At 74.9% G+C, this 12707-nt stretch carries 7 protein-coding genes and 5 tRNA genes; 6 read left to right on the plus strand and 6 right to left on the minus strand.

Features of this window, described 5'->3' with window-relative positions; translation table 11 throughout:
• Positions 1-478: 478 nt before the first annotated feature.
• The 5 genes from GR130_RS12435 to GR130_RS12455 all read left to right on the plus strand — a co-directional run bounded on the left by GR130_RS12435 (position 479) and on the right by GR130_RS12455 (position 9229).
• On the plus strand, positions 479-1114 hold the full coding sequence (locus GR130_RS12435) for a GNAT family N-acetyltransferase (protein WP_159504785.1): 636 nt from the start codon (positions 479-481) through the stop codon (positions 1112-1114).
• A gap of 179 nt (positions 1115-1293) precedes the next feature.
• Positions 1294-2523 (plus strand): precorrin-6y C5,15-methyltransferase (decarboxylating) subunit CbiE, encoded by a 1230-nt coding sequence (gene cbiE, locus GR130_RS12440; protein ID WP_159504786.1) that lies wholly within the window; start codon positions 1294-1296, stop codon positions 2521-2523.
• A 236-nt stretch (positions 2524-2759) separates the two neighbouring features.
• Complete coding sequence (gene cobT / locus GR130_RS12445) at positions 2760-6875, plus strand: nicotinate-nucleotide--dimethylbenzimidazole phosphoribosyltransferase (RefSeq protein ID WP_159504787.1); 4116 nt, start codon at positions 2760-2762, stop codon at positions 6873-6875.
• Between the two features lie 243 nt (positions 6876-7118).
• Positions 7119-8357, plus strand: coding sequence for a uroporphyrinogen-III C-methyltransferase (gene cobA / locus GR130_RS12450; RefSeq protein WP_159504788.1), 1239 nt, complete (start codon positions 7119-7121; stop codon positions 8355-8357).
• Positions 8358-8410: 53 nt separating this feature from the next.
• On the plus strand, positions 8411-9229 hold the full coding sequence (locus tag GR130_RS12455) for a TrmH family RNA methyltransferase (protein WP_159504789.1): 819 nt from the start codon (positions 8411-8413) through the stop codon (positions 9227-9229).
• Positions 9230-9684: 455 nt separating this feature from the next.
• Here the strand turns inward: GR130_RS12455 and GR130_RS12460 are convergent, their stop codons facing one another.
• Positions 9685-11019, minus strand: coding sequence for a serine/threonine-protein kinase (locus GR130_RS12460; RefSeq protein WP_159504790.1), 1335 nt, complete (start codon positions 11017-11019; stop codon positions 9685-9687).
• A 608-nt stretch (positions 11020-11627) separates the two neighbouring features.
• On the opposite strand from GR130_RS12460, the gene GR130_RS12465 reads away from it, so the two are divergent.
• The gene (locus GR130_RS12465) at positions 11628-11837 is read left to right on the plus strand and encodes a hypothetical protein (RefSeq protein ID WP_159504791.1); all 210 of its coding nucleotides are present in this window, start codon (positions 11628-11630) and stop codon (positions 11835-11837) included.
• Between the two features lie 243 nt (positions 11838-12080).
• Here the strand turns inward: GR130_RS12465 and GR130_RS12470 are convergent.
• From GR130_RS12470 to GR130_RS12490, 5 genes are all read right to left on the minus strand, one after another.
• Positions 12081-12152, minus strand: a tRNA-Val gene (locus tag GR130_RS12470).
• 39 nt (positions 12153-12191) lie between these two features.
• Positions 12192-12263, minus strand: a tRNA-Val gene (locus GR130_RS12475).
• 24 nt (positions 12264-12287) lie between these two features.
• Positions 12288-12359 (minus strand) — tRNA-Val (locus GR130_RS12480).
• Between the two features lies 1 nt (position 12360).
• A tRNA-Cys gene (locus GR130_RS12485) sits at positions 12361-12434 on the minus strand.
• Between the two features lie 36 nt (positions 12435-12470).
• Positions 12471-12543, minus strand: a tRNA-Gly gene (locus GR130_RS12490).
• Between the last annotated feature and the right edge of the window lie 164 nt (positions 12544-12707).

A 12707-nucleotide genomic window follows, 5' to 3' on the forward strand; every position in this document is an offset into this window, starting at 1 on the left:
CCGCCCACCCGTACCTCTTGCTTTTTCCCCGCCGCCCACCCCCCTTCGGGGGGTGGGCGGGTGTGGTGGGGAGGTTGGGGGCGGGGGGTGGGGGAGCGGGGCGAGCCGATCAACGAGGCGAGCAGGGCACCGGGGCGACCGGAGCGCCCAGGACAAGCAGGGCGCACATGGCGAGAACCGCAGCCGCCCGCACGGCCCGAGGACGGTCACGGCAACGGCCCGAGGGTCGCCACAGCAGCGGTCACAGCAGCTGTCAGGGACAGCCGCGGCACCGGCGTAAGCGCGGAGCCGTGGCGGCGACCAGGCGCGGCGAACGGCGGCAGCCGCGGCTGCGCCGGCCGGCCCGGGCGCGTGGCACGTCCGTGGGCGGATGCTGCATGCTGGTGCATTCAAGACGGTCAGGACGGCCCGCGACCTCACGGAGAAAACGGCCCGTGACGTCCCGGAACACCCCAGTCAACGGCGTTGGAGCATCGGCATGACATCCACCTTTCCGGACATCTCGCTCAGCACCGAGCGGTTGGTGCTGCGCCCCTTCGAAGAGGCCGACGTACCCGCGCTCGCCGAGATGATGTCCGACGAGCTGGTCACCGCCTGGACCGCGCTGCCGCACCCGTACACCCTCGCCGACGCCCGCGCCTGGGCCACCGGCGGGGCCGCCGCCGTCCGCACCCGGGGCCGCGGCATCGCCCTGGCCGTCACCGAGTTCCTCACCCAGCGGCTGGTCGGCTCCATCGTCCTCGACCACACCGACTGGCGGCTCCGCAGCGCCGAGATCCGCTACGTCACCGCCCCTTGGGCCCGCGGCGAGGGCTACGCGTCGGAATCCGTGCTCGCCGTCGCGCAGTGGCTCTTCCGGGACCCGGGATTCGAGCGCATCGAACTGCGCACCGCCGCCGACAACACCGCCGCCCAGCAGGTGGCCCAGAAGATCGGCTGCATCAGTGAGGGCGTGCTGCGCAACGCGTGGATAGCCCGCAGCCGCACGGAGGACGGCGGCTGGACGGACATCCGCACGGACCTGATCGTGTGGAGCCTGCTGCCCGAGGACCTCGACGGCCTACCCGGCAGGATGGCCGACGCGAACGGCTTCGCCTACCCCGAGTGGAACTGACCACCCTGTAGCCCCTCCGGACCCTGCGCATCGGGGTACCCTCGGCCTGCTGAAACAACCGCGCGCACCGCGCCGACCAGCACCGAACCGCACCGACCAGCACCCGCAGCGCCCGTCGCACCACCACCGGCAGGCGGCCCCCCGCCCGCGCCCCCACCAGCCCCAGGAGACTGACGAGCATGGCCGACCGGGTCACGGTGATCGGATGGGACGGCTCCCCGCTGACCGCCGCCGCCCGCTCCGCCCTCGGCGCCGCGACGCTGGTGGCCGGAGCCGCGCACCATCTCGCGCTCCCCGAAGTCCCGCCCGCCGCCGAGCGGATCCGCCTCGGCAGCGTCACCCTGGCCGCCCGCCGCATCGCCCAGCACCGCGGCACCGCCGTCGTACTCGCCGACGGCGACCCCGGCTTCTTCGGCGTGGTACGTACCCTGCGCGCCCCCGAATACGGCCTGGAGGTCGAGGTGGTACCGGCCGTCTCGTCCGTCGCCGCCGCCTTCGCCCGGGCCGGCATGCCCTGGGACGACGCGCAGATCGTCGTAGCCCACAGCCGCGATCTGCGCCGTGCGGTCAACGTCTGCCGCGCCCACCCCAAGGTCGCCGTGCTCACCTCGCCCGGCGCCGGCCCGGCCGAACTCGCCCTGCTGCTGGGCGACGTCCACCGCACCTTCGTCATCTGCGAGGACCTGGGCACCGAACGAGAACGGGTGACGGTCCTCACATCCGACAAGGCCGCCGACCACGTATGGCGCGACCCCAATGTCGTCATCGTCGTCGGCGGATCGCCCGCCGGCGCCGCCGCCCAGGGCACCGGCTGGATCGCCGGCACCCCCGGCGGCGGAGCGGGTCAGCCGACCGGGCCGCGCGGCTGGGGACTTCCGGACCGCGCGTACGGCGGGGCGCTCGGCGAGGGCGAGTCCGTCCAGCTGCGCACCGCCCAACTCGCCCGCCTCGGGCCGCGGGTGGGCGACCTGGTCTGGGACATCGGCTCCGGAAGCGGCGCCGCCGCCGCGGAGGCCGCGCGCTTCGGCGCCGCCGTCATCGCGGTCGACGTCGACCCGGACGCCTGCGGGCGCACCACCGCCATCGCCCGCCGGCTCGGCGTCCAACTCCAGGTCGTCCACGGCCGGGCGCCGCAGATCCTGGAGGACCTGCCGGAGCCCGACGTGGTGCGCATCGGCGCCGGGGGAGTGGACGTGGTCACCGCCTGCGCGGCGCGCCGTCCCGAACGGATCGTCACCCACGCCGCGACCCGCGACGAGGCCGAGGCGCTGGGCCGGGCGCTCGCCGACGGCGGGTACGAAGTCGAGTGCGCCCTCCTTCAGTCGGTAGAACTGGACACCTCCGTCTGGGTCGAACGTGAACGCTCTGTGGTGTTTTTGCTGAGCGGCTATCGCGTTCCTCACCCGTGACCTGGGAGCCCACCCGCGCGAGGTAGGCTGGCGGATCGTTGCGCCGCCGTTCCGCGTTCGGCTTCGTACGCCAATATCCGGAAAATGCCGTGGTTTTGGACGAAAATGAAGCACTTGAGGGCGGACGTGCCGGGAGGCGCGCTCGCTCGTTCTAGCTATCGGGGCGTCGGTGCGCACCGGTCGAGCGGGTCGCGCGAGCGGTTGGAAGGAGCACTACCAATGGGCGAGGGGTACGCATGACCGACACCGGCCAGGTCCCGGGCGAGGGACAGCCGGAGAACGCAGGCGGACATCGCGGGCAGCCGCAGCCGGCCGTTCCTTCCCCTGCCGACGCCGGCCCGACGCAGCAGCCGGGCGACTACCCCTACCTCGACGCGGCCGAGACCGTCCCCGAGGACGACGACCTGCTGCTGATGCCGGGCGCCCAGGGCGCCTGGAGCGAGCAGCCGGCCCAGCAGATGCCGCAGCCCGCCCAGCCGCAGCCGCACGCCGTACCGCAGCAGGGCGGGCCGTTCGACGCGGCTGCCGCCCCCCAGCAGGCCGCGGGTTACGAGCCGGTCCCCGCACCGGCCGCCGAGCACGCGGCCGTCGGCGACCACGAGAGCGGCGGTCGCGACTCCGGTTCCGTCGACCTCGGCGCCGTCCGCATCCCGCAGCCCGCGGCCCCCCAGCCGCAGGCGCGCGCACGGGCCGCCGCCCAGCCCGCCGCCGCGCCGCGCCGTCCGCTCCACATGGGCCCGCCCGTCCCGGACGCGACCGGCGGTGTGGTCCGTTCACTGGCCGACCGCGGCCCGGCCGAGGTGCCCCAGGCCGCGCCCCGGCAGCCCGCCCAGGTGTCCGGCGGCCCCGAGTACCTCGACGTACCGGCCGAGGCCCCGCAGGCGCCGGAGGCCGTGGCGGTGGGCGACCAGCCCGCCGAGGCGCAGCCCTATCCGGAGCAGGCCGCCCACGGGGACGCCGGTTACGCGACGCCGCCCGCGGGTGCCCCGGCTTACGTCCAGCAGCCCTACGACGGCCAGTTGTACGCCGAGCAGTCCTACGGGGCCGCCGGGCAGGGCCCGTTGCCCGGGCCGCAGCTGGGCGAGATTCCGTCCCAGGTCCCGGCGCAGGTGCAGCCGTGGGGAGAGGCGTCCGCGCAGGCGGTGTCGGTCCCCGTGCCGGAGGCCGCGCAGACCCCGGGCGACGCGGACGCGGTCGCCGCCGCGGCGCCGGTGCCCACCGAGCCCGCCGAACAGAGCGCCGTACCGGCCGTCGAGCCGACCCCGCAGCCCCAGCAGCCCCAGCCGGACGGCGCGTTGCCCGTGGCGCAGCCGCAGGCCCAGGCGCAGCCGCAGACTCCGGCGCAGCCGGCGCCGGTGCCCGCCGAGGGCGCCGCGGCGGCGGTCGCGGCCGTGGTGGTGGACGCCTCGGGTTCCGCGGTCGTCGTGGAGGCCGCCGAGCCGGCTGACGCCGCAGGTGCGGCCCCGGGCACGCCGGTCCAGGCTCCGGCCGAGGCGGTGGAGCAGCCGCAGCACCCGGCGGCGGAGGCCGCCGCTCCGCAAGCCCCCGTCCAGGAGGCTCCGGTCCAGGCGGCCCCCGCGCCGGTCCAGGAACTCCCCGCTCAGGACGTCCCCGTAGCGGCCGCGCAGCCGCAGCAGGAAGCAACGGTGGAGGCGGTGGCACAAGCAGTGGCGGACACGACAGCGGCAGCGGCAGAGGCCGAGGTGCAGCCCGCGGACCAGGCCGGTCCGGCAGCCTCGCCCGGCCATGCCGAGCAGGTTCCGCAGGCCGCCGCCCCGCAGCAGGACGCCGCCCAGCCGGCCGCCGCCGAGGAGGCCCCGGCCGCGTCCCAGCCCGTGGCCGAACCCCGGCCCGCCCAGGCCGAGTCCGGCGCACCGGCCGAGCACCGGCAGCCCACGGACGCCCAGCCGGTCGCCGCGGCCCAGCCGGTCGCCCCCGAGGGCGAGCCGGACGCCGCGGCCGCGCCGCAGGGCCCCGTCGCCCTGCCCGCAGCCGAGAGCGCCGCGCCCCAGGACCAGGCCGTCATAGAGGAGCCCGGGGCGCAGGCGGCGGAGTCCGCGCCGGCCCCCGTAGCCGCCGAGGGCGGACACAGCGCCGCGCCGGCACCGGCGGCGCCCGTCGCCCCCGAGGGCGCTCAGCCCCCGGCCGCGCCGCAGCCCGACGCGGCGGCCGCCGAGGCCCCGGCAGTGGCCGACGCCCCGGCGGAGGTCCCGGCGGACGGCGCCGCACAGCCTGCCGCGGCGCAGGACGCCGAGCCCGTCCCGGATGCCGCCCCCGCCGCTGCCGACCAGCCCACCGCGGATGCCCCCGCCGCCCCCGCCGCCGCGGCGGAGAACGTGGTCCTGCACATCCCGGCCCAGGCGACCGCGGAGCCCGTCCCGGCGGCCGGGGCCGCGCCCGACGCCGCGCAGCCGGCCGCCGCCGAGCAGGCACCGGAGGCCGCCGCGGCCGCCGATGCCGCGCACGACGGCACCCCCCGCCCGCACCAGCAGGACGACGCCCAACTCGTCGAACTCGGCGAGGGCGAGGACCACTCCCCGGCGGCCTCCCAGGACGAGGCCCCCGTCGCACCCGCCGACGGGGCCACCGACGGCGGCGACACCCCCGGCGCCGCCACCCCGGCCGCCCCCGCCTACGACGACTCCGAGCGCGCCGCGGTGCACCGCGTCATCCGCGAACGCCGCGACATCCGCAACGGCTTCCGCGGCGACCCGATCCCCAACGAAGTGCTGCTGCGCGTCCTGGAAGCGGCCCACACCGCCCCCAGCGTCGGCCACTCCCAGCCCTGGGACTTCGTCGTCATCAGGTCCGACGACACCCGCGAGAAGATGCACCAGCTCGCCATGCGGCAGCGCGACGCCTACGCCAAGTCGCTGCCGAAGGCGCGCGCCAAGCAGTTCCGCGAGCTGAAGATCGAGGCGATCCTCGAAACGCCGGTGAACATCGTCGTCACCGCCGACCCCACCCGCGGCGGCCGGCACACCCTCGGCCGGCACACCCAGCCGCAGATGGCCCCGTACTCCTCGGCGCTCGCCGTCGAGAACCTCTGGCTCGCCGCCCGCGCCGAGGGCCTCGGCGTCGGCTGGGTCAGCTTCTTCGACGAGCGCGAGATGGTCCGCGAACTGGGCCTGCCCGAACACCTCGAAGTCGTCGCCTACCTCTGCGTCGGCTACGTCGACGAGTTCCCGGACGAGCCCGAACTGCTCCAGGCGGGCTGGTCCAAGCGCCGCCCGCTGTCCTGGGTCGTCCACGAGGAGACCTACGGCCGGCGCGCGCTTCCCGGCGAGGACCCGCACGACCTCCTCCAGGAGACCCTCCAGGGCATCCGCCCGCTGGACGCCAAGGCGCTCGGCGAAGCCTGGGAGCGGCAGAAGCGGATGACCAAGCCGGCCGGGGCACTGGGCATGCTGGAGATCATCTCCGCGCAGCTCAGCGGCCTGTCCCGCAAGTGCCCGCCGCCCATCCCGGAGCCGGCCGCGGTCGCGATCTTCGCCGGCGACCACGGCGTCCACGCCCAGGGCGTGACCCCCTGGCCCCAGGAGGTCACCGGCCAGATGGTCGCCAACTTCCTGGGCGGCGGCGCGGTCTGCAACGCCTTCGCCAACCAGGTCGGCGCCGAGGTGTGCGTGGTCGACGTCGGCGTGGCCGGCGAACTCCCCGCCACGCCCGGCCTGCTGCCCCGCAAGGTCCGGCCCGGCACCGCCGACTTCACCCAGGGCCCCGCGATGACCCAGGAAGAGGTCCTCAAGGCCATCGAGGTCGGCATCGAGACCGCCCGGGACCTGGTGGCCGCCGGAAACAAGGCGCTGCTGACCGGTGAGATGGGCATCGCCAACACCACCGCCTCGGCCGCCCTGATCGCCGTCTACACAGGCGTCGACCCGGCCGAGGTCACCGGCCGCGGCACCGGCATCAACGACGAGACGCACGCCCGCAAGGTCGACGTCGTCCGCCGCGCCCTGGAACTCCACCAGCCCGACCCGGCCGACCCGGTCGGCGTCCTCGCCGCGCTCGGCGGCCTGGAGCACGCGGCCATCGTCGGCCTGATCCTCGGCGGCGCCTCGCTGCGCACGCCGGTGATCCTGGACGGCGTCAGCGCCGGAGCCGCCGCCCTGGTGGCCCGGGCCATCGCCCCCGAGGCGCTGGCCGCCTGCATCGCCGGCCACCGCAGCGCCGAGCCGGGCCATGTCGCGGCGCTGAACAAGCTGGGCCTGCGCCCGATCGTCGACCTCGACCTGCGGCTGGGCGAGGGCACCGGCGCACTGCTCGCGCTGCCCATCGTGCAGAGCGCCGCCCGCGCCATGCACGAGGTCGCCACCTTCGACTCCGCCGGAGTCACCGAGAAGAGCTGACCGGGACCGGCGGTCGCCAGGCCGCCCCCCTCGCACGACCTCCGGCCCGCAGCCCCAGGGCCTGCCGTCAACCTCCCGCCGCCCGTGCCCCGGGCGGACGACGGTGGTTGGCCGACAGGCCCTAGGCTGTGGGCCGGGGCCGTAGCGCCTCCCGGGCCCGTTTCCCCTCATCAGCCGCTCCAGTGCCGCAGCGACTGAGCCGGACGCCGAACCCGCACCATCCGCACAAGGAGCCGTACCACCATGGCCGAGCATGCCTCCGAACACGCCGCCTACCCCGTCGGACTGCGGCTGTCCGGCCGCCGCGTGGTCGTCCTGGGCGCCGGGCAGGTCGCCCAGCGCCGGCTCCCCTCGCTCATCGCCGCGGGCGCCGACGTCCTGCTGATCTCCCCGTCGGCCACCCCCTCCGTAGAGGCGATGGCCGACACCGGCGAGATCCGCTGGGAGCGCCGCCGCTACCGGGCCGGTGACCTCGAAGGCGCCTGGTACGCGCTGATCTCCACCGACGACCCCGAGGCCAACGCCGCCGCCTCCCAGGAGGCCGAGGACCGCCGCGTCTGGTGCGTACGCTCCGACGACGCCGAGGCCGCCACCGCCTGGACCCCGGCCACCGGCCGCAGCGAGGGCGTCACCGTGGCCGTGCTCACCGGCCGCGACCCGCGCCGCTCCGCCGCCGTCCGCGACGCCATCGTCGAGGGCCTGCGCGACGGCAGCCTCGCCGCCCCGCACCACCGCCGCCCGCACACCCCCGGTGTGGCCCTGGTCGGCGGCGGCCCCGGCGACCCCGACCTGATCACCGTCCGGGGCCGCCGGCTGCTCGCCGAGGCCGACGTGGTCATCGCCGACCGGCTCGGGCCGCGCGATCTGCTCGCCGAACTCCCGCCGCACGTCGAGGTCATCGACGCGGCGAAGATCCCGTACGGCCGCTTCATGGCCCAAGAGGCCATCAACAACGCCCTGATCGAGCACGCCAAGGCCGGCAAGGCCGTGGTCCGACTCAAGGGCGGCGACCCGTTCGTCTTCGGCCGCGGCATGGAGGAGGCCCAGGCGCTGGCCGCCGCCGGCATCCCCTGCACGGTCGTCCCCGGCATCTCCAGCACCATCTCCGTCCCCGGCGCCGCCGGCATCCCCGTCACGCACCGCGGCGTCGCCCATGAGTTCACCGTCGTCAGCGGCCATGTCGCTCCCGACGACGAGCGCTCGCTGGTGGACTGGGCCGCGCTCGCCAAGCTGCGCGGCACCCTCGTCGTCCTGATGGGCGTGGAGAACAGCGGCGCCATCGCCGCCAAGCTCGTGGAGCACGGCCGCGCCGCCGACACCCCCGCCGCGGTCATCCAGGAAGGCACCACCGCCTCCCAGCGCCGCGTCGACGCCACCCTGGCGACCCTCGGCGAGACCGTACGGGCCGAAGGCATCCGCCCGCCGGCCGTCATCGTCATCGGAGACGTCGTCACCGTCGCCGGCCCCACCCCCCTCAGCTGACCGACCCGCTCCCCGGCGTGGGAATCCCGAGACCGACAAGGCACTATCTCCCCGTGGCAGAAATCATCACCGTCGAGGACCCGGACGACCCGCGGCTGCGCGACTACACCGGTCTCACCGACGTCGAGCTGCGGCGCCGGCGCGAGCCCGCCGAAGGGCTCTTCATCGCCGAGGGCGAGAAGGTCATCCGGCGCGCCCGGCACGCCGGGTACGAGATGCGCTCCATGCTGCTCTCGGCCAAGTGGGTCGACGTCATGCGCGATGTCATCGACGAGGTCCCGGCCCCGGTCTACGCGGTCAGCCCCGACCTCGCCGAGCGGGTGACGGGCTATCACGTCCACCGCGGGGCGCTCGCCTCGATGCAGCGCAAACCGCTGCCGGACGCCGCCGAACTGCTGCGCGCCACCCGCCGCATCGTGGTCATGGAAGCCGTCAACGACCACACCAACATCGGCGCCATCTTCCGCAGCGCGGCGGCCCTCGGGATGGACGCGGTCCTGCTCTCCCCGGACTGCGCCGACCCCCTCTACCGCCGCTCGGTGAAGGTCTCCATGGGCGCGGTGTTCTCGGTCCCGTACGCCCGCCTGGAGAGCTGGCCGCGCGACCTGGCCGTCGTACGGGAGGCGGGCTTCAAGCTGCTCGCCCTCACCCCGGCCGACCAGGCCACCGCCATCGACACCGCCGCCCCCCACACGCTGGAGCGCGCCGCCCTCATGCTGGGCGCCGAGGGCGGCGGCCTGACGGCGGGTGCCCTCCGCGCCGCCGACGAGTGGGTGCGCATCCCGATGGCCCACGGCATCGACTCCCTCAACGTAGGAGCCGCGGCCGCGGTGGCCTTCTACGCGGTGTCCGCGGGCCGCCCGTCCGCCTGAGGCACTTGTCCGGGGCGTATCGCGAAGGTGCCGGCCAGGCCGGCACCTCCCGACGGTCCAGGTCGGCCCGGGACGGCCGCAGTGGTGACCGTCGCCGATTCCACCGTGCACCATTCCCATGGTTGCCGTGGCGCCCGCCTGCCCCGGCCGGGCACCGGTTCTCGGAGACCGGTCGGCCGCTGCGGCCACCACCGGGTCCGATCCGGGAGTGTTGGGGTGGCGACCGCGGCGGCGGGAAGGCGTGCACGGCCGGTGGAGAGTCACACCGGAGACGGGAACTCACCACCAGGGCAAAGCCGTTGGAGGAGATGTGCGGTTCACCGGAGCCCCGGCCGCCGGCGTGCGTACCAGAAGTGGATCAAGGGCGCGCGATGATCATCTACCGGCCCCCGGGTCCCTGCCCCCCAGGGCGCGCCCTCAGGCCCCTCGGCCGTGGGCCCGCATCCCGTGCCCGCTCACGCCCCGGGCGCCGGCGCGTCCTCCGACGCGTTCCCGCCGCCGTACGCGGTGACCGGCGCCGGCCGCTGCGTGCCCATCCCGTGGGCCGGTCCCTGGCAGCCCTGGGCCGCCGCGATCCCCAGCGCCACCAGCAGCGTCACCACCACGAACACGACCACCCGCTGCCGCAGCAGCCGCCGGTCGGGACCCGGTCGGCGCACGCCGGATCCGGTCCGCACCGGAGTACGTGAACCGTTTCGCCCCGCAGGACGGGGTGCCGGCCTCCGCCCGCCGGTCCGCTGACCGGTGCCCGACGCCGGGCCCCCGGGCCGGGACGACGCATCCCGCGGCGTCGGCGGCCGGGACGGCTTCGGACGCGGGGTGGGAGCGCCCGCCGGCCGCCGCTCGGTGCGCTGCCGCGCGTACTCCTCGGCCCGCTGCCCGGTCGGCCGGTCCGACGGGGGGCGCTCGACGCGCCCCCAACCGGCGCCGCCGCCCGCCCCGTTCTCCAGCGGCCCACCCGTCACACCGTGCGCCTCACGGGCCGCGATCTCCTTGAGCCGCAGGGAGAGCGACAGGGTGCTGGGGCGGTCCGCGGGGTCCTTGGCGAGGCAGGCCGCGAGCAACGGCGCCAGCGCGTCCGGCACCCCGGCCAGCTGCGCCTCCTCATGGACGACGCGGTAGAGCATGACCTCCGAACTGCCCTGCCCGAAGGGTGAGTCCGCGGTGCAGGCGTACGCGAGCGTGGCGCCCAGGGAGAAGATGTCCGTCGCCGGCGTCACCGCGGCCCCGCGCACCTGCTCCGGTGCCAGGAAGCCGGGCGACCCCACGGCCGTACCGACGTGCGTCAGCGTGCTGGCGCCGGTCGCCCAGGCGATCCCGAAGTCGATGATCCGCGGCCCCTTGGGCGACAGCAGGATGTTGGACGGCTTCAGATCCCGGTGCACCACACCCGCGTCGTGGACGGCCAGCAGCCCCTCGGACAGCGCCGCGCCGACCGCCGCGACCTGTGCCGGCGACAGCGGACCCTCCTCGTTCACCTTGTCGTGCAGCGAGGGCCCCGGTACGTACTGGGTCGCGAACCACGGGCGGTCCGCGTCCAGATCGGCCGCCACCAGCCGTGCCGTGCAGCCGCCGCGGATCCGCCGGGCCGCCGAGACCTCCCGCGCGAACCGCGACCGGAATTCCTGATCCTCCGCCAGATCCGGCCGGATCACCTTCAATGCGACCCGCTGACCGCGCTTGTCGGAGCCGAGGTAGACCACGCCCATCCCGCCCGCGCCGAGCCGGCGGTGCAGCCGGAACGTCCCGACGACACGCGGGTCCTCGCGTCGGAGCCGCATCATCGCCATGTCCGTCCCCTGCCTGCGGTGGGGAGGCCCCACTCCGCTCAACCGTCTGACGTGGCACAGCTTACGGATTGACGGCTCGCTGTGCCGATAGGCCGCGCATGCGTCGGCCACCGGTTTGTCGGCGGCCGCCGCGATTCCCGGACCGCGCAGGGAAATCCCGCAGCGCCCCGGTCCGGCTACCCACCCCGGACCCCAATGATCCCTATTGGAACGGACTTTGACGGTACGAAAGGCAATTGTCCCGCTGCGCTCCCGGACGTCGGGAAACCGGCCCCGGGGCCGGGGCGCCGGGACGCGGGGGAGCGCGGGAAGTGATCGAAGTCACCGTTTCGCGATCACACGGGGAGGTAGGCCGCCGACCACGGCTCCGGGCCGGTCCGCCCACCGCCCTCCGGCCTCAGGGATGTCCCCGGGTCCGGCTCCCGCGCTCTCCACCCAGGGGAGTACGCCGGGCGCCCTCCCGTCATCCTCGCGGAGGCCCGTCAAGCGGTACGAGGGCATGACGCCCGGCGCCGCCCGGTTGCCTAATCTTGACGTCAAGCGGCGGGTGCAGCACTCGTCCCCCGAGGTCAGACGCCCGCCGCCCCAGACACGACAGGAGCGGGGCGATGGCGGAGACCACGGCACGGACGGCCCTTCGGGCGCAGGGGCGCAGGGCCGCCGCCGCGCTCGACGGCCGACGGGCCTCCGGGACCCGCCATCCCCTCGTAGCGGTGGCCATGGTGCTGCCGCTGGTGTTCCTCCTGGCCGTGGTCTTCGGCGGCTGGGAAGCCGTCATCACACAGGCGTCGTCCGTGGCCGGAATGCTGGGGCGCTGAACGGGCGCCCCGGTCCCGGGAGAGCGGCCCGGGACGGGGGACTTCCGGTCGACAACCCCGTGGGGACGGGGGTGCGGCGGACGGCACGATTGGCCGGGCATCTGGGGAGATGCCCGGCCATCGAGCTGTGTGCGCAAGCGAGCTGTGTGCGCAAGCGGCCTGCCGCCCAAGACAGTTGAGTGGCGAGGCGTCCCGTACAACGACCGAGGGCCGGAGCAAACGCTCCGGCCCTCGGGTTCCGTGTGGACGATACTGGGATTGAACCAGTGACCTCTTCCGTGTCAGGGAAGCGCTCTCCCGCTGAGCTAATCGTCCTCGGGACCACGGACATCGATGATCTCCGCGGGTACTGCGTGCGCGATACTGGGATTGAACCAGTGACCTCTTCCGTGTCAGGGAAGCGCTCTCCCGCTGAGCTAATCGCGCGGGAGCCCGGTCGAACCGGGCCAGTGGACGATACTGGGATTGAACCAGTGACCTCTTCCGTGTCAGGGAAGCGCTCTCCCGCTGAGCTAATCGTCCTTGGAGGTGGAGACGGGATTTGAACCCGTGTAGACGGCTTTGCAGGCCGTTGCCTCGCCTCTCGGCCACTCCACCAGGAGTGAAGGGGGGTCGGGAAGATCCCCCACATCGAGCGGACGACGAGACTCGAACTCGCGACATCCACCTTGGCAAGGTGGTGCTCTACCAACTGAGCTACGTCCGCAGGTGACTCTCCCAGACTACGTCGGGAAGCTACCCGGCCTCCGGGGCGCTCCCGCGTCCCGGCGACGTGTTGAACTCTAGCGGATTCCGGGGCCAGTACAAAAACGCGTTTGTGCAGCGTGCTGCGCTGCTTGCTCGGCCCGGGCGGTTGTCGGTGCGCGGCCA

The organism is Streptomyces sp. GS7 (assembly GCF_009834125.1).
GTDB lineage: Bacteria > Actinomycetota > Actinomycetes > Streptomycetales > Streptomycetaceae > Streptomyces.

Bases quoted from the DNA above. Each gene is read 5' to 3' on its own strand.
- GR130_RS12465 (WP_159504791.1), top strand. From the start codon at position 11,628: ATGGCGGAGACCACGGCACGGACGGCCCTTCGGGCGCAGGGGCGCAGG.
- GR130_RS12460 (WP_159504790.1), bottom strand. From the start codon at position 11,019: ATGGCGATGATGCGGCTCCGACGCGAGGACCCGCGTGTCGTCGGGACG.
- cbiE (WP_159504786.1), top strand. From the start codon at position 1,294: ATGGCCGACCGGGTCACGGTGATCGGATGGGACGGCTCCCCGCTGACC.
- cobA (WP_159504788.1), top strand. From the start codon at position 7,119: ATGGCCGAGCATGCCTCCGAACACGCCGCCTACCCCGTCGGACTGCGG.
- cobT (WP_159504787.1), top strand. From the start codon at position 2,760: ATGACCGACACCGGCCAGGTCCCGGGCGAGGGACAGCCGGAGAACGCA.
- GR130_RS12435 (WP_159504785.1), top strand. From the start codon at position 479: ATGACATCCACCTTTCCGGACATCTCGCTCAGCACCGAGCGGTTGGTG.